We start from the raw sequence: 18,218 nt of genomic DNA, 5'->3' as shown, positions 1-18,218 counted from the left end.
AGGCACGGGCCGGTTGGGATGACCCCGCCGGGCCGGACGGGCGCTCAGGCGATCTCGACCATCAGGGCGGCGAGCTTGGCGCGCGAGGCGATCTCGAGCTTGCGGAAGATGTGGGACAGGTGGGCGTCGACGGTGCGCGGCGACACGAACAGCTGCTCCGCGATCTGCCGGCTGGTCAGCCCCTCGGCGACCAGCTCGGCCACGGCCCGCTCGGCCCGCGTCAGCGCCCGCAACGGTGTGGCGGCGGCGTCGTTCGGCTCCTGACCAGCACCGAACAGGCTGGTCACCCCGGCGACCCCGGCGGCGGTCAGCTGCCCTGCCTCCACCCAGCCGGCCGGGCAGTCGCGCGGCGACCCCGCGGCATACGGCACCCCCGGGCGCTCGCGACCGACGGCGCGGCGCCCGACGCGCAGTGCCGCCGCCGCCCCCGCGATCGCCCGGTATGCCGCCGTGCCCGGTTCCCCGGCGATCGCCGCCAGGCCGTCGAGGGCGTCCGCGGCGCGCAGGGGCAGGGGCACCTCGACGCAGCGGCGCAACACCGACAGGTAGGACGGCCGCGCCTGGAGCGGCTCCCCGAGGGCCATCAGCGCGTCGGCCACGAGCAACCTGGCCTCGACGGCGTCGCGGCCCAGCTTGCTGCTGTCGGCGAGGACGACGATGTCGGCCGCCAGACCCGCCGCCCGGGTGGTGTCGCCGCCGGCGAGCAGCTCGCGGGCGTCCTGGAGCAGGACGACCAGCCGCACGGCCCACGGGAGCGTCTCGGCGTCGACCGGCAGCCCCGGTCCACCGGCCACCATGCGGTGCACGGTGTCGGCGAGCAGGGTGATCCGGTCCTCCCGGATCTCCTCGGCCTGCGTCCGCGCGAACATCGCGAGCGAGGCGGCCTCGACGAGCTGGCCCCGCTCCCAGGCCATCTTGGCCTGCAGGGTGCGGGCCGAGAGCGCGATCCAGAGCTCGTCGGCGGGCGGGGCGTCGACGATGAGGGTGGCGAGCTGCTCCGCCTCGTCGAAGTCACCGGCGGAGACGCACACGTCCATCAGGGTGCGACGCACCTGGCGGATGACGTAGGGGTCGCCCTGACCGAGGGCCAGCGTGCGCTCGGCGTCGCGCCGGGCCGAGGCGAGGTCACCCGCGTCAAGGTGCATCTCGGCGCGGATCGCCGCGGTGCGGGCCAGCTCGAGGTCACGGTCGGGGGTCTCGCTGCCGAGCGCCGAAGCGTGCTGGTCGGCGCGGTCCAGGAGCCGCAGGCCCTCGTAGGTGCCACGCACCTCGGATGCGCAGATCCCGGCCCGGCGGGCGAGCTGGGAGCCGATGATCGGCGGTCCGTCACCACTGGCGAGGGCGGCGTCCATCAGCTCGAGCGCCTCGCGGGCCCGCATCGCCGCGGACAGCGAGGGGAAGGCGCGGTTGGCGATCGCATAGCCCTGGGGGCGGGTGGAGTCGTCGGCGCAGGCGTGCCGCACGGCGGAGTCGACGAGGGCCAGCTGGGCCAGGAACGGCTCGTCGGCCGACCCCGCGTTGACGGCCTTCGGCACCATCCGGTCGGCCCAGGCGAGCAGACCGGCGAACGCCTTCGCCGCGTCGTCGGTGTCGCGGGACAGCAGGCGGCCGGCCTCCCGCATCGGGGGCAGCAGGTCGAACCGGCCGTCGGGCTGCACCTCGACGAGGCTGCGCCGGGCGAGCGCAGCCGCGAGCTGCACCGCCTGCGGTCGGCTGACGCCACAGACGTCGGCGAGGACGTCGAGCCCGACCGGGCGACCGATCACGGCCAGCCGGCGGAAGCACTCCTGCTGGGCGGGGTCGAGCAGGTCGTAGGAGGCGCGCACCGCGTCGGCCAGGCTGTCGGCCGGCGACACGTCGCTGACGCCCACCAGCGCGATCTGGACAGCCAGCTGCTCGATCAGCGACGGCAGGCCACCGCTGGCGCGGAGCAACCCGCGCAAGGTGGCGTCGTGCTGCTCGAGGTCGATCGGGTGGCCACCCGCCGCTGCGACCCGGGCGAGCAGCAGCTCGATGGCCGGCCCCTCCAACGGTTCGCGCGAGGACGGCACGTGCAGCGGCGGCAGCCGCAGCACCTGCTCGTGCGGGCGACCCGAGACGGTCGTCGCGGTGCAGAGCAGTCGCCAGTCGGAGGCGTCGTCGAGCAGGTCGTTGAGGAGCTCGCCCAGGCCGTCGATGGCGTCGACACCGTCCAGGACGACGAGGGTGTTGCGCCCGTCCAGGGCACGCTTGAGGGCCATCGTCGGCGAGTCACCGGGGGCGACCTCGGCGTCGAGGGAGCCGAGGCAGGCCTGCACCAGCGACTCGACGTTCCCGTGCTGGTGACCGGCCACCCAGACGACCCCTTGCTCGGCCCCGGCCGTGTGCCGGGCGACGAGGGTCTTGCCACACCCCGGGGCGCCGGTCAGCGTCACCCACCGGTTGCTGCTGAGCAGGAGCCGGAGGCGGTCGAGGACGTCGTCACGACCCACGCACGGAGTCAGCACCCCGACAGGCTATCCGGTAGGTCAGCAGGAATATCGGTGGTTTCACCGATGCCCGCCCACCCTCACCTCGGCCACTCTGGTGGCAACGGAAATCACCGGATCCGAGGTGGCGTGAGGCGCGGAGGGGCGCCTCCCGAGATCTCGGATCAGGGATTGGGCAGACCGGGGGGTCATGCCGAAAGGCCGGGTGCGGGTCCGGGGGGACACCGCACCCGGCCTTCCTCGTGTCGGGCTGGGTCAGTCAGGCCGGGAGGCCGGGCCGGACCGTCGGGTCAGGCCAGACCGGCCTTGGTCAAGAAGTCCTTGGCCACCGTGTCGGCGTCCTTCTTGTCGACGACGACCTGCTTGAGCAGGTCGGACAGGGTCGCCGTGTCGAGCTTGGCCGACACCGCGTTGAGAGCGCCCTCGATGGTCGGGTTGCTCTTGCTCTTGGTGATCAGCGGCACGACGTTCTGCGCGGCATACATGTTCTTCGGGTCCTCGAGCGCGACCAGGTCGTTCGCAGCGATGCTCGGGTCGGTGGTGAACAGGTCGCCGGCGTCGATCTGGCCGTTCTTGAGCGCGGCCAGCGTCAGCGGGCCACCGGCGTCGAGCGGGCGGAACGCCTTGAACTCCAGGCCGTAGATCTTCTTGAACCCGGGGATGCCGGTGTCACGGGTCTTCCACTCGGGCGGGCCACCGACGGTGAGCTTGTCGGCCTTGCCGGCCAGGTCGGCGATCGACTTCACGCCGAGCTCGTCGGCGCGCGACTTCTTCATGACGAGCGCGTCCTTGTCCTCGGCCGCTGACTTGTCGAGCACCGTGAGGGTGTCGGGCACGGAGGACTTGAGCTCGGTGTAGACGGCCTCGGAGTCGGTGCCCGTCTGCCCCTTCTTGAAGTAGTCGCGCAGCACGCCGGTGTATTCGGGGATCAGGTCGATCGACCCGTCCTGGAGCGCCGGGATGTAGGCCTCACGGGCGCCGATGTTGAGCTTCTTCTCGACCTTGACGCCCTTGGCCTCGAGGGCACCGGCGTAGATCTCGGCGAGCAGGGCGCTCTCGGGGAAGTCGGCCGAGCCCACCTTGATGGAGCTCGACGAGCCACCACCAGAGCTCGAGCTGGAGGTGGTGGCGAGCGGGTCGCCACCCGAGTCGCCACACGCAGCGGTGGCCATCAGGGCTGCCGCCGTCGCGATGGTGAGGGTGATCTTGGTGAGTTTCACGGTCCCACTCCTGGGGTTGGTCATGAGGTCGGGCGACCTCGACGATGTTCAGGGGGTCTGGGCATCCACCGTACGTTGCGACGACGGAATGTCTACATCAAGGGGGGTATTACCTTGGTTACGGTTCGATGACTGCCGCCGCGATCTCCTGCTGGCTCCGGCCCCGCGGCCGGTCAGGCCCGGCGACACGACGTAGCGCTGCACCAGCGCGAGCAGCAGGTCGACGACGAGGGCGAGCACCGCGACCAGTAGTGCCCCACTGGCCATCTGGGGGTAGTCGCGGATCTTCTGGCCGTCGATCAGGAAGCGACCGAGCCCACCGGTGCCGGCCACCGCAGCGAGCGTCGCCGTGGCGATCACCTGCAGGGTGGCCGAACGGAAGCCGGAGAAGATCAGCGGCAGGGCGTTGGGGACCTCGACCTTGCCGAGCACCTGGGTGCCGGTCATGCCCATCCCCTTGGCGGCGTCGCGGGCGGCCGGGTCGACGCCCTCGACCCCGGCGTAGGCGCCCGCCATGATCGGCGGGATCGCCAGGACGACCAGGACGATCAGGCTCGGCACCAGGAAGGCCGAGTCGCCGGCCAGCTTGGGGAACAGCCAGAGCACCATGAGGTAGAGCAGGCCGAGGCTCGGGATCGCCCGCGCGGCGCCGGCCAGGTTGACCACGAAGAACCGGCCGCGGCCGGTGTGGCCGATCGCCAGGCCCAGCGGGATCGCGATCAGGCAGGCGAAGAACAACGAGATCGCGGAGTACCAGAGGTGGGTGAGGGTCTGGCCCGGGATGCCGTCAGGGCCCGACCAGTTGATCGGGTCGGCGAGCCAGTCGATGACGCCGTTCACGCCCGGCCCCCCGTCGCCCGCAGCCACGGCGTGAAAAGCCGGGTCAGCCCGATGATGATGACGTCGAAGAGCAGCGCGAGCACGACGCAGCCGATGATGCCGACGATGAGCGGGTCGTAGAAGTCGCGGTTGAAGCCGTCGCTGAAGAGCAGGCCCAGCTGCTGCACGCCGATGATGGTGCCCACGCTGACGATGCTGACGTTGCTCACGGCGGCGACCCGCAGCCCGGCCGCGATGACCGGCACGGCCAGCGGCAGCTCGATCGCGAAGAACCGCTTGCCGCGGGTGTAGCCCATCGCGGTCGCGGCGTTCTGGACATGGTCTGGGACCGCACCGAGGCCGTCGGCGACGGTGCGCACCAGCAGCGCCAGGGTGTAGAGGGACAGCGCGATGATGACGTTCTTGGGGTCGAGGATGCCGTAGCCGGTGAAGAGCGGGAGCATCACGAAGAGCGCGAGGCTGGGGATCGTGTAGAGCAGCCCGAAGCCGGCGGTGAAGGGCGCGTAGAGCCAGGAGTAGCGGCGCGCCAGCCAGCCGAGGGGCAGCGCCAGGAGGAGCCCGACCAGCAGCGGGATCCCCGCGAGCCACGCGTGCGTCCACGCCAGCTTCAGGACCTCCGAGACGTGGTCGAGGAACCAGGTCATGCCGCCGGCGCTCCCGGGTTGTCGGGGTTCTCCAGCTCTGGCCGGCTGGCCTCCTCGATGGCGGTGAGCACCTCGTGCGCCTTGACCGTGCCGACCAGCGCCCCGTCGTCGTCGACGATCACGCCGCGGCGGCTGGGGCTGGAGAGCGCGGCGTCGAGCGCGGCCCGCAGGGGACCGCTGGCCCGCGCGACCGTGCCGCCGCGGTGCAGTCGCTCGCTGGTGACCTCGCCCTGGATCCGGGCCGGCTCGACCCAGCCGAGAGGGTGGTTGCGGTCGTCGACCACGAGCACCCAGTCGGCGGTGACGCCCTCGACCCGCTCGCCCATCGCGACGGTGCGCTCGGCGGCGAGCGGCAGCCGCGGGGTCGGCTGGAACGACAGAGCGCGGTAGCCGCGGTCGCGCCCCACGAAGTCGGCCACGAAGTCGTCGACCGGGTGGGACAGCAGGTAGGCGGGCTCGGCGATCTGGGCCAGGTGGCCGCCGACCTTGAGCACGGCCACCTGGTCGCCGAGCTTGATCGCCTCGTCGATGTCGTGGGTGACGAAGATGATCGTCTTGCCGAGCTCACCCTGCAGCCGAAGGAACTCGTCCTGGAGCTGCTCGCGCACCACCGGGTCGACCGCGCTGAACGGCTCGTCCATCAGCATCACCGGGGGGTCGGCGGCGAGCGCCCGGGCCACCCCGACGCGCTGCTGCTGACCGCCCGACAGCTGGGCCGGGTAGCGCTGGGCGAACGCGGGGTCGAGACCGACCCGCTCGAGCAGCTCCATGGAGCGCTTGCGGGTCTCGGTCTTGTCCATGCCCAGCAACCGGGGCACGGTCGAGACGTTGTCGATGACGGTGCGGTGCGGGAAGAGACCGGCGTGCTGGATGACGTAGCCGATGCCGCGTCGCAGCTCGGACTCCTTCATCCGCCCGGTGTCCTTGCCGTCGAGCGAGATGGTGCCCGAGGTCGGCTGGATCATCCGGTTGATCATGCGCAACGACGTGGTCTTGCCACAGCCCGAGGGACCGACGAGCACGGTGATCTTGCCGCTGGGCGCCTCGAGGCTGAGGTCGTCGACAGCCACGGTGCCGTCGGGGTACTTCTTCGTGACACCGTCGAAGGCGATCATGCGCATCAACCTAACCCAGCACACCGACAAGCGACACTGACGGGCGATACTGGCGGCGTGACGCACCAGGTCCACCTCGACGGGCACAGCCTCGACCTCGACGCGCTGGGGCGGGCTGCCCGCGGCGCGACGGTCACGATCGCCGACGACGCCCTGGGGCGGGCCGCAGCGTCGCACCGCAACGCCGCCGAGGTCAGCACGATGCGCCCGGTCTACGGCCGCACCACCGGCGTCGGCGCGGCCCGCGACGAGAGCACCGACTCCAAGGTCGACCACGGGCTCCGGCTGCTGCGCTCGCACGCCGCCGGGTGGGGCGAGGTGATGCCGGCCCCCGTCGTGCGGGCCGCGCTCGCGGTGCGGGCCAACCAGATCCTCGCCGGTGGCTCGGGGGCCACGCCCGCACTCGCCAGCGCCCTGGCCGACCTCGTGGGCGCGCCCGAGTCGGACCTCCCCGTCGTGCACCGCTACGGGTCGCTCGGCACCGGCGACCTCACCGCCCTCGCCGAGGTCGGCCTCGCGCTGATCGGGGAGCGCGAACGCATCGGCGGGACGAAGCGCGCCGACGTGCAGCTCACCTCGGCCGACGCCCTCCCGCTCATGTCGTCGAACGCGTTCGCGATCGCCGAGACCGGGCTGCATGCCGCCTCGCTGCACGAGCTCGCCCGCGCCGCCGACACGGTCTGCGCACTGAGCTTCGTTGCCCTGCAGGGCAATCCCGAGGCAGTGAGCGACACCGCGGCGGCTGCGACACCGTTCCGGGGAGCGCAAGAGGTCATTCGGGTCCTGCGCGAGCTGCTCGACGACCAGCCGGGCCAGCCAGCCCACCTCCAGGACTTCTTCGGGCTGCGCACCTGGCCCCAGGTGCACGGCCCCGTGCTCGACACCGTGCTCGACCTCAAGCGGGTCGTCGAGACGGCCGCCAACACGGCGTCGGAGAACCCGCTCTTCACGGGCACCGCGGACGCCCCCGAGGTCACGCACCACGGTGGCTTCCACGCGGCATACCTGGTGTTGGCGGTGGACACGACGCTGCTGGCGCTGACGCGGTCGGCGCAGGCGGTGCAGTCGCGGATCAGCCACACCCTCACCGACTCGGACCTGGGCCTGCCGCTCTTCCTGTCGGACGCGACGAACGGATCGTCAGGAGTTCTGATCGCGGAATACGTTGCGGCGTCGGCACTTTCGACGATCCGCGGAGTCGCGTCGACCCCGTCGAGCGTGCAGACCGCCGGGGTGTCGGCGGGGATCGAGGACGACGCGTCGTTCGCTGGGCAGGCCGCCGTGCGGCTCGGCGAGGCGACCGCTGCCTACCGCCGGATGCTCGCGGTCGAGCTGGTGTGCACCGTGCGGGCGCTGCGGATGCGCGGGGTCGTCCCGGTCGGGGAGCTGGGTGAGGCGTTCGCGCGGTGCGCGGCGCTGCCCGCCGGCATCGAGGACCGCGACCTGTCACCCGAGCTGATGATCGCCGAGCGCATCGTCGAGCGGTATGCCGTGTCGACACCGCAGGAGCGCTAGGGCACCAGCGCGCCGGGAGGGGGTGAGCCGCGCCGCCGCGTCAGGACCTGCCGGACACGACGAGCGCGGCTGACCCGGACCGCACGTCCGAGGTCAGCCGCGCTCTGTCCAGAGCGACCCAGCCCTACCGCGCGGCCGCCGGTCCCACCGGAGCAGACGCGCGCCGGGCCCGTGCGTGGCTAAGCGTCAGCACCAGCGCGAGCAGCATCGCCGCGGTCAGCCAGCCCATCGGCCCGTGGCCGAGGTGACCGGCGATCGGGAACGCGGGAACTTCGAGCGGCACGAGCGTCGGGCTGAACTCGGAGGTGTCGCCGACCGCGCCGACGCCGCCCGTGGCGGTGCGGATCACGATCACACTGACCAGGTCACCCGGAGCCAGGCCGGTGCCGCTGAAGGTGCCGGTGAAGGTGCCGCCGGTCACCCCGGAGATAGCGCCCAGGTAGCTGGTGCCTTCGCCGGCTCGCAGGCCGTCGGTGCCGATGTCGCCGGTCGAGGGACCACCGACCCCGTAGACCTCGACCCGGTAGGTGGAGGCGTCGTCGCACAGCACACCGCCGATGTCCAGCGTCCCGGACCCGTCGATCGTGACGGCGACGATCAGGGCGCGAGCGATGTTGTTGTTCGCGCCGCTGGTGGCCGCGGCGGTGCACGAGCCAGCCGTGTCCGGGCTGTTGAGCGAGACGCCGTCGCGGTCGAGGTCGATCGCGTTGGCGGCGTTGCCGCCGAACTCGTTCCTGGTGATCTCGTTGCCGGTCGCCGAGGCGTCCACCCCGACCCCGAAGCCGGAGGCCGGCGTGGTCCCGGTGGCACCGGTGGAGACGTTCTCGGACACCGTGTTGGCGCTGCTCCTGATCCGGATGTTGCCGCTGCTGACGCTGGCGCCGTTGGTGCTGTCCGTCACGGTGTTGTTGGTCACCAGGTTCGCCCCGACCTGCGCGGCGGTGGTGCCGACGAGGATGCCGAACCTGGAGTCGGTGGCGTAGTTCTCACTCAGCGTCCAGTGGTCACCTTCGATGGAGTAGGCGGCCTGGGTCAGGCCGGTGGCGTAGTTGTGGTCTGCCTGGTAGGTGCCCGCGACCGTCGGGGAGCCGGGCCGCACGACCAGGCCGTACGAGCCGCGGGTGAAGTAGTTGTGGTCGATCGCGTAAGCCCCATGGCTGTAGGTTCCGCTGTTGACCAGCAGGTTGGTGTTGACGGTGTCGGTGGATGGCGCGCCGTCGGGGGTGGCGCCGAAGACGTTGTTCGTCGCGGTGAGCCGGCAGCTGGACTCGACCTGGCTGTAGGAGCCGAGGTTGGGGTCGCCGTTGGCGCCCTTGACGAACGAGATCCCGTTGAGGGTCAGGTCGGCGGACGCGCTACGGCAGCTGATCGTGACCCAGCCCCCGACCGCGGTGTTCACCAACCGGGCGTTCTCCAGCGAGAGGACCAGCTCGGGGCGCGGGATCGAGCCCACCGTGTCGCTGCCGGTGCCGACGGAGGTGTTCGGGTCGACCACGGTGCCGGGTGCGGTGTCGACGACGGTGCTGCCGTCGACGTTGCTGTGTGCGGTGCCGTCCAGAACAAGGTCCTGGGTCACGATCGGCAGCGTCACCTGCGTGCTGCCGTTGGAGGTCGAGTCGACCAGGTGAACCGTCCACCACGACCCCGCGCCACTGCTGTCCGTCGGCGCGACCGCCGGGACGAACCGCATCGTGTTGCCGCCCGGGTAGACCTCCGAGTTCGCCATCATCTGCCGCACCGAGCCCTGCCCGGTGTCGTTGGTGTTGGTGACGACGTTGAAGCTGAACCCGAAGTTGACGTTGTCCACGCCAGCCGAGCTCTGGGTCACCGCGGTGACGGTGCGCGCGCCGGTCGCCGACGTCGGGACGTCAGCGGACGCCGGCGCCCGACCTCCGTAACACGGGCCACTCGCAGCCAGCGTCGTGGCCACCGGGGTGGGGGTGCCGCGCACGCAGGAGGCGCGCACCGCGCCCGGCGCGCCGAGCGCGGTCGCGTTGCTCGAGGCGTAGGTCTGCTCCCCCACCATCCCCGTGGTGCCGGCCGCATTGCGGGTCGGCGCAGCGGACGTCACGAAGTACTGCGCGCCCGTGGTTGTGCCCGTGAAGGTGTAGGACCCGTTCGCTGCGGTCGTGGTGGTGGTGACCAGCGTGTCACCGGCGCCCAGCACACCATCGCCGTCGCTGTCGGACCACAGCGAGACGCTCACGCCGGCGATTCCGTTGGCGGTGCTCGCACTCGCCGTGCCCGCGACATCCTCGAACACGGTGCCCGAGATCGCTCCAGGCGTCGCCGCCCCCGCCGGCGCGGACGTCAACATCACTGCGGTCACGGCCGCGAGCGCGATGCCGCTGAGGATCCGCACCGGCGCCGCCGGGAGGCGACGCCGTGTCGCGGGTCGAGAAGACATGGACGATCTCCCAGTTCTTGTCGGGTGGGGTGGGGCTACGTGTGTCATTGCTTCACTTTCCTGATCACGTCGCCCGCGCCAGCGGGCGACGGTGGATCGTCGGGTTTGGATCCTGGTGCCGACCGGAAACGGAGATTGGTGCGCGGGGCGCGGTCGGCGGCCGCCCTTGCTTCCTAGAGACGGGCCTGGGCGGGCCGCATTACACGGCGCGGCCCAGATTGCTCCGGGGGTGGCGGCGCTCGAGGTGCGGACGGGAATCTCGGGTTGTCCCGCAGCACGATCGGCAACCGCAGATTTGTCGGCGTGCACGAGCGCTGCCGTGCGCCGCGCTGCGATCTTGCTTGTCGGTGGACGCGCACGTGCCGCGATCGCCAGCACGTCGAACTGCCCTCGCCAGACCTGCTCCCGGAGGTGCGCCGATGCCCGATCACGACGCTCTCGGCGAACCGCAGGCACGGGACCCCTGGAACTTCACGAGGCTGCTCTACGACCTCGAGGCCTCCGAGATCGACCTGCCGCACGTGGTGATCTGCCGAGCGCCCGGCGCCGATGTCGACTCCTTCTCCGGACCGTATCCTTCGGCGCTCGAGGCGTTGATGGCCGCCGAGATCCAGAACCGGGTGGAGCGTGCGGCCGGCGGAGTCGGGGAGGTCACCTTCCACGTGGCCGCCATCTACCCTCCTTTCGAGACTCCCCGCCTACCGCCCGGCGGGGTCGGCGACTGTGTCGCAGGCGGTCGCGCCGACGCGGCTCGGCCGGTCGACGGCGCAGTGCCCACGGCTGGCCCGGCGCCCGACCCGACGCACCGGATCAGCGGCTGGCTGAGCCGCATCGCCGACGTGATCCACACCCGCCACCGTCACCAGCGGGCCTGAGCCGTCGCCGAGGTGCGAGCAGGCGATCGTGTCCTCAGGCGGCATACTCCCAGTGCCATGGTTCCGGCAGCGCCCCGGACGGCTCCGCCCAGGCGGGGTGGAACCAGCCGTAGAGGGGGGCGTTCTGGCGCAGCCACAGGTGGGCTGGCGAGCCGAAGCTCGCGACCCCGCCGCACAGGTCGACCGCGAGACCGCGGCCGTGGTTGCTGGTGCCCGGCGTTGCCGCCCATCGCCCACGGGTTGCCTTGATCCTGACCTGCTCGTCGTAGGACCGGTACGAGTCCGTGACGCACAGCGGCGAGCCGGTGTCGCGCAGGTAGGCGCGGCTCATCGCGTTGAACGCCGCGGCTGCAGCAGGGCGCAGGCGTTGGTTCTTCGCGCCGTAGAGGGGCAGAGTGCGCTCTCGGGGAACTGCCCGTTGGGGTAGGCGCCGACATTCGCGCTGCAGGGCACCCGCGCGCCACTGCCGAGCGCACCCGCATCGGCCCCGGCCGCCATCAGCTCACGCGACAGGGCAGCGGCCTTGCGGTCGCTGCTCCCGAGGAGCAAGCCGGCGATGGGGCCGGACTCGGCCACCTGCGTGGCATAGCGGTCGCGGAGGACGTCGAGCTCGCGTCGTTGGTCGGCGACCGCCGCCTCCACCTCCCGCTTGGCTGCCGCGGCCCGCTGAGCCGAAGTCTCGGCCTTGTCGCTGGCGGCATCAGCCGCTCGCGCCGCAGCCGCTTGCGCCTGCACCGTGGCCTGCAGCTGCCGCACCGCGTCGCCCCGGCGGTCGCCGAGGTATGCCAGCTGAGCGGCGGTGCCGGACGCCTCCTGCGGCGAGGCACCCAACAGGTCGATCATTCTCCCCAGGTCGCCCAAGGCACCCTCGCCGTCGGCGTAGATCCGGTAGGCCACGTCCGCAAGGGTCCGGCGGTCACGGGCGAGCTGGGCGCTCAGCGCTCGCTCGATGGCCAGCTGGTGCTGTTTCTCCGCATGGGCCAGCTGTGCCTGCTCGACCGCGGTGGCGTAGGCCTGCAGCACCTCGTTGGCATGATCGGAGACGACCTTCAGTCGAGCGGTCGCCATTGCGAGCTGACGGTTCGTGGCAGCGATGCTGGTCTGGAGCCGTCGTCCCGCCGCGAGCTGTCGTTCCAGCTCGTCCGCGGGCAGACCCTGCTCGTCGAAGGTCGACTGCCGGCCACCACCGTACTTTCCGCTGTCTTTCGGCGCCGGTGCCGCACCCGCGGCCCCGACCACCGCGAACCCGACCACCCCGACGACCAGCACCGCCACGGTGGTCAGCCGCAGCGCGACCCGAACCCGGACTCCTCTCACCGGCCTTGGCGGTCGTCGGCCGTGGCGGCACTCAAGGCGGCGGCGACCCGCGCGTTGGCGCTGCACGGCAGCATCCGGCCGAAGGCCGGTTCCGCGTGCGTGATGGTGCTGCGGTGCTCCACGAGGGCGGCGACGAGAATGGCCCGCACCCGCTCCAGTCGCACCTCGGCAGCCTCCGCTCGAGCCTCGGCCTCGACGACTGCGTCGAGCGCGGCTGCCAGTCGCTGGCTCTGACGGAGGCGGGTCACGATGGTGGCACTCATAGCAGTCCTGGCCTTTCCTGGCGGGGGTGACGACGTCCGGCCACGAGGTCCGATCCTCGCGGGGCTGTCACACCGAGAAGGACGGACGACGTCCTCGACCATTACTCCACCGGCGGCCGCCGGGCTGGTCGGCCGTCGCGTCACACCCGTTCACCACGGTTGGTCCGCCCACGACGCGAAGACCCCCGCGCAGACCATCGACAGCACCAGCACCATGGACGCGGCCGTGCCTCCCGGGCGACGCAACAGCAGCAGCACCGCCGTGCTGGAGCCCAGGATGAGCGAGACGACGGCCAGGAGAAGCGCCACCAGGGCTGCGGAGGTGGCTGGGTAGACAGGTGTCATGGGCTCGGGTCGCAGAGTGCCGTGGTGTCGCTGCTAGTGCAGCCGGGCGCCCTGGACCGCCGATCGCAGCTCGGCCACCCGCTCCTGCAGGTCGTTGCGACCGGGCAGTGGGGCCAGGTCCTCCAGCGCCAACAGGGCCGATCCCACCGCACTCGACAGGGGGGCGGGAATCTCGCCGGGCACCTGGAAGGTCTTGGCGCCGTGGGTAACCAGATCGCCCTGGACACGCAGCAGGAGGTTGGCCAGCTGAAGACGATCCGGGCCGGGCGGCGTTCCCTCAGCGCAGGAGAGCAGCGCGTCCACAGCTGCGAGGGTGCGCGTCACGGCCTGGTCCATGGACGTGGTCCCCTGACGTGGTTGGGTCTCGACGATCATGTCGCGGGGTGGCCAGCCAGTGGCGGTGTAGCTGCATGCAGGCATGGCCTGGCTGCTGGTGCTGGCAGGTCGAGTCGGGCTGAGGCGGTGCACCCTGAAGAAGAACGGGTCTGAAACGTGCATGGGTGGGTGGTTGCTCCGTGCTGTGCCGGACTGGGAGGTGGCAGGGGGAGACTGGCGCGATCGTCCAGCAGGGCACAAGGCTGCTGCTGGCTCGGTCTGCGCTCGAAGTCAGTCCGTGTCGGTGAGGTCATCGTCGGGATAGAGAGCCGCCACATGAAACGTGAGATCACCGCCACCGCTGTTGACCTGGATCCGATGCTGGGCTTCGGCCGCGGTCAAGGCGTCCACAGCATGCAGGTAGGGGCCCGAGTACGTGACGACTCCGAAGTCGTCACCGCGAGTCAGCACGATGTGTGGCAGATCCAGCTCCGAGAGCTCCATCGCGACCAGGAAGTCGCTGATCCTGTCGTCACTCAAGGCACTCATGAGTTCGTCATATTCCATGATTTCTCCAAATCAGATGACCACTTAGAGCCGCAGACGTTTCGCCTGGACTGGCCCCGGCGGTAGGGGTGCACGCCGTCGGCCCGTCACTGACGGAGACGAAGTCGAGGTCGGAATATCACACCCGCAGGCCGTCACTTCGCATCATCCGCGGGCTCCGGTCGCACTCTTCGGTGCGGTGACACCCTTCCTCGCTGCCTGCCGCGGAGTCGTCACGGGGTCGGCATACACGTAGACGTTGTCGACATATGACCTCCGCTCGGCGTCGAACGATCCGCCACACGTGATGAGCGCGAGCCTTCGGGGCCCGACAGCACCCCGGAAGGCACCGTGGTCGACGGGTTCGGACTTGCCCCGGGCGCTCACGCTGGCGACCCTCCAGCGGGTGACCCTTCCGGACGCATCGCTGGTGTAGATCGTGTTTCCACGCTTGAGGTAGGCCAGTTTGCCGAAGGTGAACGGGCTCATTCCAGCCCAGTTGACGTGGCCGGCGATGGTGACCTCACCCGTGTCGGAGGCCAACGAGGCCGATCCTGGCCAGAGCCCCACGGTGGTGGAGACGTGCGGGGGGTCCAGTACGCCGTCGCCGTCAACGGTGGCCAGACCGATGTGACCGCTGACCTCGAGAACGGGTATGTGGATCGTCAGCGGATCGAGCATGGGCAGAGCGGCCTGGGCCGGGACGTCGTCTGCGCCCAGGACCACCTTGGGAGCAGCCTCGGACGGATCCTGGCCCGGCAGGGGAGCCACCCATAACGTCGGGGGGGTCTGGCCCCGGATCAGGAGCACCGCGCTGATGCCGGCCGCTGCGATGAGCACTGCGGCCAGGATCACGCGGAGGGCGTTAGCGCGTCGACGCGAGATCATCGGCGTGAGAAGTCATCGCGGGGCCAGCCCAGTCCTCGGGCCGGGCGCCTCCACCGAGCAGCCACCTGACCGCGGCTGCCGACCGGTCGGCAGCCGCACCGTCGCCATAGGGATTGCCGGTATCGGGGCGGGTCGGATCATCGAGTCTGCGAGACACGGCCTCGAGAATTGCGGCTCGATCGAGGCCGACGAGGTCGGCCCAGCCCGCCTCGACTCCCTCGGGACGCTCCGTCGTCCATCGCGTCACGACTGCGGGAACCCCGATCGACGGCGCCTCCTCCTGGAGGCCTCCCGAGTCCGTGAGCACGACGTCGGCACTGCACAGCAGGGTCAACATGTCGTCGTAGGGCTGAGGAGGCAGCAGGTCACAGCGATCGGTGCCCGCAAGGACCGACTCCACGTCGGCAGCGACCACGGGGTTGGGGTGCGTGACCACTGACGCCCGGAGGTCGGGGTATCGCGCCAGGAGCTCACGAACGCTGCCCGCCACGGTCCGCACCCCCTCGCCCCAGGCCTCGCGTCGATGGACGGTCACCACCAGGTGGCGCATCAGGCGCCCGTCCTGCGCGCTTGCGGTCCGGGCGCGAGCGGCAGGCAGGAGCGTGGCCAGCGCGTCGACCACGGTGTTTCCTGTGACGACCACCCTGTGTCCGTCGCGACCCTCCAGCGCGAGCGCCCGCGCAGCGCGAGGTGTCGGGGCAAGGTGGAGGTCGGCGAGGTCTGCGATCAGGCGGCGGTTGGTCTCCTCGGGAAAGGGATTTCGAGGGTCACCGGTGCGCAGTCCGGCTTCGAGATGCACCACCGGCACCTGGCGCAGATGTGCGGTGAGAGCCACCGCCATGGCTGTGGTGGTGTCGCCCTGCACGAGCACGGCTGCAGGCAGCTGCGTGTCGAGCAGGCGGTCGACAGCGTCGCTGACGAGGTTGATCAGCTCGCGCAGCGAGCCCGCACGGCGCTCGATGTCGAGGCCGATGTCTGGCGTCAGGCCGAAGGGCGCGATCGCCTCGGCCACTCTGCCCGGTTGTTGGCCGGTGTCGATCAGCAACGGGTTCAGACCGGCCCGTCGCATCGCCGTCATCATCGGGGCGACCTTCACTGCTTCGGGTCGGGTGCCCACGATGACATGGACGAGGGGCGCGTTGTCTGCGGTGGGTTTCGGTGAGGGCGACAGATCATGGTGCATGGGTGCGGTGGTGCTTTCGGCTCGGTGAGGATGGCGGGTCGAGGTGGACGGCGGGTCGGGGTGGACGGCGGGTCGGGGTGGACGGCGGGTCGGGGTGGACGGCGGGGCCGCCACGGCGGTTGCTCAGCGCAGGGCACTGGTCGGCGGGGTGCTCGTCAGGGGGCGTGGCTCGCCCGGTCGCGGTCGGAGCAGCCTGCGCAGTCGGACGGCGGCTGCAGAGCTGCGTGAGGGCCCCCGGTGCCGCGGTGGCCCAGGAGCCACGGACGGGCGGTCGCGGGGCGGACTCGCGGAACTGTGGACCGGTGTCGGTGCTTCACCCGGTGACGCCGCTCGGGCCGGATCGGACTGGGCGGCCACCCGCTGGGTCTTCGCCCACCCGTTCTGCCCCGGACGAGTCTGAACAGACCGCTCCAGACCGAGAGGAGCATGAGGTAGGTGTAGAGCCAGTAGCCGACCGCCAGAGCGAGGGTCCGACGCCACGAGGTGTCCGGCTCGCAGCGCAGCTTGTAGGCAAGCGCCCAGATCGCCAGGGGAAGGAACCCGAACAGGACCGCGAGCGGGATGATCCCCCAGGCTCCGTGGGTCAGCCAGGCGATCGGGCCGCCGACCGTGGTGAGTGCGAAGTAGATCATGACGACGGAGGCCGCCGCGTAGACGAGACTGCCCAGGATCTGGGTCCAGGGAATGAGCAGGAAGTAGGCGATCTCGATGGCGGCGGCGGTGGACAGCCACGGACTCGTGAGCACCCGCCGGAAGTACTTGGCACACTGCATACCGCCCTGGGCCCACCGGGCCCGCTGTCTGATCAGCTTGCGGGCCGAAGGCAGCGCCTCCTGCGCCACCCAGGCGTCATGGCAGTAGCTGTTTCGCAGGCCGACCAGGAGCACGTGCAGACCGAACTCGAAGTCCTCCAAAAGGGATCCGTGCCACGGCGAGTCATGTCCTTCGGCCACGGCGTTGAGGGCGCTGAGCCGGCTGAACTGACCGTTACCGCCCATTCCAGCGCTCGACATCCGGTGTCTGAAGTGCTGCATCGCAGCGATGACGGTGCGGAACTCGAGGTCCTGCAACAGGACGAGCGTGCGGCCCAACCGTCCTGAGGCCGCCGGATGGTCGCCGTCAGGGCGGTCGATCCCTCGGTTGATCATGCGCACCTGGAGCTGCACGGCACCGACCTGTGGATCCGCGAAGCCGGACTCGCCACTGATGACGCGCAACGCGTCCGGGTCCAGTCGGCCGTCGGCGTCCAGGACACCCACGATCACGTCGGTCTCCGGCCGAGGACTCGCGGCCTCCAGCCGGAAGGCCGTCAGGCGGCGCCACGCCGCGTTGAGCGCCTCTCCCTTGCCCTGCCTGGCGTCGGGTGCGCGACGGCTCACCAGGTGGATCTGCGGGTCCCCGGCCTGCAGGCGCGCAAGGATCGTCCCGGTGGAGTCAGCGGAGTCGTCGTCGATGCACCACAGATGCGCGGCCGGATGATCCCGGCGCAGCTGTGCGACCGAGCTCTCGATGACCGCCTCCTCGTCGAGGCAGGGAATGATGAAATGCCACTCGTACCTGTCCGGGTCACCCGTGCTCGCCACGGTCCGCCGCATGAAGGGCAGCAGGATGGCGAACACGTACGAGATGAAGACGACGCAGAGGACAACGGCGAGGCCGTTGACGACATCCAGTCCGATCATGCCGGCGCCTGGGCGCGCGCCCGCGAGAGAATGCGGGCGAAGACGTAGACCCCGGTGACGAAGCCGACCGTGGTGATCAAGGACCCGACGAAGACGTGGGAGACCTCGTACCCCGGGTCGATCCCCCACCTCTTGATCGCGAAGATGATCGCCAGCAGTCGGATCTGGTTGCACACGACGAAGGCCGCCGACAGCGCGAGTATCGCCAGCACGGCAGTCACCACGGGTGCCGCCCGGTACCAGCAGATCACGGCGGCGCAGAGGGCAAACAAGGCGATGAGCGGTCCGACGGAGCAGCCGAACGTCAGCTGGAGGCCGACGGCGCCGCTGGTGTCCGAGAAGAACACCGTTGATCCGGCGCGTACAGCCGGCTGGCCCAGTGCCTTCAGCACGAGGGTGAGCAGACCCGCCTCGTAGCCACGCACTACCGCGTTCTCCACCATCAGGGCCGCGCCGACCAGCAGCAAAGCGACTGCCATGGCCCGCGACGCGAGCTGGTTCGGTTTCTGACGTGGGGGCGCCAGGTCAACGGAGACGTCCGGGGTCATTGCGTCACTTTCTCGAATGGTTGTCATGGGTTGCAGCAAGGCGGAGG

18 protein-coding genes are annotated in these 18,218 nt (G+C 70.7%); 2 read left to right on the top strand and 16 right to left on the bottom strand.

Annotation, left to right across the window (positions count from 1 at the left end; all coding sequences use genetic code 11):
- Positions 1-44 precede the first annotated feature (44 nt).
- The 5 genes from BLQ34_RS15215 to BLQ34_RS15195 all read right to left on the bottom strand — a co-directional run bounded on the left by BLQ34_RS15215 (position 45) and on the right by BLQ34_RS15195 (position 6,287).
- Positions 45-2,486, bottom strand: a complete 2,442-nt coding sequence (locus BLQ34_RS15215) for a helix-turn-helix domain-containing protein (RefSeq protein ID WP_157693083.1) — start codon at positions 2,484-2,486, stop codon at positions 45-47.
- A 272-nt stretch (positions 2,487-2,758) separates the two neighbouring features.
- Positions 2,759-3,688, bottom strand: a complete 930-nt coding sequence (locus BLQ34_RS15210; protein WP_231961265.1) for an ABC transporter substrate-binding protein — start codon at positions 3,686-3,688, stop codon at positions 2,759-2,761.
- A gap of 48 nt (positions 3,689-3,736) precedes the next feature.
- Entirely contained in the window at positions 3,737-4,528 is a 792-nt protein-coding gene (locus tag BLQ34_RS15205) for an ABC transporter permease (protein WP_091790063.1), read from the bottom strand.
- Entirely contained in the window at positions 4,525-5,172 is a 648-nt protein-coding gene (locus BLQ34_RS15200; RefSeq protein ID WP_091787334.1) for an ABC transporter permease, read from the bottom strand. The genes BLQ34_RS15205 and BLQ34_RS15200 overlap by 4 nt, the downstream gene beginning before the upstream one ends.
- Positions 5,169-6,287, bottom strand: coding sequence for an ABC transporter ATP-binding protein (locus BLQ34_RS15195; RefSeq protein WP_091787331.1), 1,119 nt, complete (start codon positions 6,285-6,287; stop codon positions 5,169-5,171). The genes BLQ34_RS15200 and BLQ34_RS15195 overlap by 4 nt, the downstream gene beginning before the upstream one ends.
- A gap of 57 nt (positions 6,288-6,344) precedes the next feature.
- Between BLQ34_RS15195 and BLQ34_RS15190 the strand changes: the two genes are divergently transcribed.
- The gene (locus tag BLQ34_RS15190; RefSeq protein ID WP_157693082.1) at positions 6,345-7,802 is read left to right on the top strand and encodes an aromatic amino acid ammonia-lyase; all 1,458 of its coding nucleotides are present in this window, start codon (positions 6,345-6,347) and stop codon (positions 7,800-7,802) included.
- Positions 7,803-7,926: 124 nt separating this feature from the next.
- On the opposite strand, the gene BLQ34_RS15185 is transcribed toward BLQ34_RS15190, so the two are convergent.
- A complete protein-coding gene (locus BLQ34_RS15185) occupies positions 7,927-10,209 on the bottom strand; it encodes an SdrD B-like domain-containing protein (protein WP_172829414.1) in 2,283 nt (760 codons plus the stop codon).
- A gap of 419 nt (positions 10,210-10,628) precedes the next feature.
- Here BLQ34_RS15185 and BLQ34_RS15180 point away from each other — a divergent pair, with 419 nt between their 5' ends.
- A complete protein-coding gene (locus tag BLQ34_RS15180) occupies positions 10,629-11,084 on the top strand; it encodes a hypothetical protein (RefSeq protein ID WP_091787324.1) in 456 nt (151 codons plus the stop codon).
- Between the two features lie 34 nt (positions 11,085-11,118).
- On the opposite strand, the gene BLQ34_RS15175 is transcribed toward BLQ34_RS15180, so the two are convergent.
- The 10 genes from BLQ34_RS15175 to BLQ34_RS15135 form a co-directional block, all read right to left on the bottom strand.
- Positions 11,119-11,415 carry a M15 family metallopeptidase gene (locus BLQ34_RS15175; protein WP_091787321.1) on the bottom strand — a complete coding sequence of 99 codons (297 nt, stop codon included), beginning with the start codon at positions 11,413-11,415 and terminating at the stop codon, positions 11,119-11,121.
- Entirely contained in the window at positions 11,412-12,401 is a 990-nt protein-coding gene (locus BLQ34_RS15170) for a hypothetical protein (RefSeq protein ID WP_091787318.1), read from the bottom strand. The genes BLQ34_RS15175 and BLQ34_RS15170 overlap by 4 nt, the downstream gene beginning before the upstream one ends.
- Complete coding sequence (locus BLQ34_RS15165) at positions 12,398-12,664, bottom strand: hypothetical protein (RefSeq protein WP_091787316.1); 267 nt, start codon at positions 12,662-12,664, stop codon at positions 12,398-12,400. Before BLQ34_RS15165 ends, BLQ34_RS15170 begins: the two co-directional genes overlap by 4 nt.
- Positions 12,665-12,814: 150 nt before the next feature.
- Positions 12,815-13,009: a hypothetical protein gene (locus BLQ34_RS18885; RefSeq protein ID WP_157693081.1), complete on the bottom strand. Its 195-nt coding sequence runs from the start codon at positions 13,007-13,009 to the stop codon at positions 12,815-12,817.
- A 33-nt stretch (positions 13,010-13,042) separates the two neighbouring features.
- A complete protein-coding gene (locus BLQ34_RS15160; protein ID WP_157693080.1) occupies positions 13,043-13,384 on the bottom strand; it encodes a hypothetical protein in 342 nt (113 codons plus the stop codon).
- Positions 13,385-13,615: 231 nt separating this feature from the next.
- Positions 13,616-13,891: a hypothetical protein gene (locus tag BLQ34_RS15155; protein WP_091787311.1), complete on the bottom strand. Its 276-nt coding sequence runs from the start codon at positions 13,889-13,891 to the stop codon at positions 13,616-13,618.
- A 144-nt stretch (positions 13,892-14,035) separates the two neighbouring features.
- Positions 14,036-14,725, bottom strand: coding sequence for a class F sortase (locus tag BLQ34_RS15150; protein WP_157693079.1), 690 nt, complete (start codon positions 14,723-14,725; stop codon positions 14,036-14,038).
- A gap of 10 nt (positions 14,726-14,735) precedes the next feature.
- On the bottom strand, positions 14,736-15,875 hold the full coding sequence (gene wecB / locus BLQ34_RS15145; protein ID WP_157693078.1) for a non-hydrolyzing UDP-N-acetylglucosamine 2-epimerase: 1,140 nt from the start codon (positions 15,873-15,875) through the stop codon (positions 14,736-14,738).
- A gap of 221 nt (positions 15,876-16,096) precedes the next feature.
- Positions 16,097-17,623, bottom strand: a complete 1,527-nt coding sequence (locus BLQ34_RS15140) for a glycosyltransferase family 2 protein (protein WP_091787301.1) — start codon at positions 17,621-17,623, stop codon at positions 16,097-16,099.
- Positions 17,620-18,171: an archaeosortase/exosortase family protein gene (locus BLQ34_RS15135; RefSeq protein ID WP_091787298.1), complete on the bottom strand. Its 552-nt coding sequence runs from the start codon at positions 18,169-18,171 to the stop codon at positions 17,620-17,622. The genes BLQ34_RS15140 and BLQ34_RS15135 overlap by 4 nt, the downstream gene beginning before the upstream one ends.
- Positions 18,172-18,218 lie beyond the last annotated feature (47 nt).

Origin of the sequence: Pedococcus dokdonensis, assembly GCF_900104525.1 — a bacterium.
Lineage (GTDB): Bacteria > Actinomycetota > Actinomycetes > Actinomycetales > Dermatophilaceae > Pedococcus > Pedococcus dokdonensis.
The sequence above is the reverse complement of the archived record's forward strand: the minus strand, read 5'-3'. Positions and strand labels throughout refer to the sequence as shown.

What these genes read in the sequence shown, in the direction of transcription:
- BLQ34_RS15180 (WP_091787324.1), top strand. Translation starts at nt 10,629, where the DNA reads ATGCCCGATCACGACGCTCTCGGCGAACCGCAGGCACGGGACCCCTGG.
- BLQ34_RS15135 (WP_091787298.1), bottom strand. Translation starts at nt 18,171, where the DNA reads ATGACCCCGGACGTCTCCGTTGACCTGGCGCCCCCACGTCAGAAACCG.
- BLQ34_RS15155 (WP_091787311.1), bottom strand. Translation starts at nt 13,891, where the DNA reads ATGGAATATGACGAACTCATGAGTGCCTTGAGTGACGACAGGATCAGC.
- BLQ34_RS15175 (WP_091787321.1), bottom strand. Translation starts at nt 11,415, where the DNA reads ATGAGCCGCGCCTACCTGCGCGACACCGGCTCGCCGCTGTGCGTCACG.
- BLQ34_RS15195 (WP_091787331.1), bottom strand. Translation starts at nt 6,287, where the DNA reads ATGATCGCCTTCGACGGTGTCACGAAGAAGTACCCCGACGGCACCGTG.
- BLQ34_RS15160 (WP_157693080.1), bottom strand. Translation starts at nt 13,384, where the DNA reads ATGATCGTCGAGACCCAACCACGTCAGGGGACCACGTCCATGGACCAG.
- BLQ34_RS15185 (WP_172829414.1), bottom strand. Translation starts at nt 10,209, where the DNA reads ATGTCTTCTCGACCCGCGACACGGCGTCGCCTCCCGGCGGCGCCGGTG.
- BLQ34_RS15140 (WP_091787301.1), bottom strand. Translation starts at nt 17,623, where the DNA reads ATGATCGGACTGGATGTCGTCAACGGCCTCGCCGTTGTCCTCTGCGTC.
- BLQ34_RS15165 (WP_091787316.1), bottom strand. Translation starts at nt 12,664, where the DNA reads ATGAGTGCCACCATCGTGACCCGCCTCCGTCAGAGCCAGCGACTGGCA.
- BLQ34_RS18885 (WP_157693081.1), bottom strand. Translation starts at nt 13,009, where the DNA reads ATGACACCTGTCTACCCAGCCACCTCCGCAGCCCTGGTGGCGCTTCTC.
- BLQ34_RS15200 (WP_091787334.1), bottom strand. Translation starts at nt 5,172, where the DNA reads ATGACCTGGTTCCTCGACCACGTCTCGGAGGTCCTGAAGCTGGCGTGG.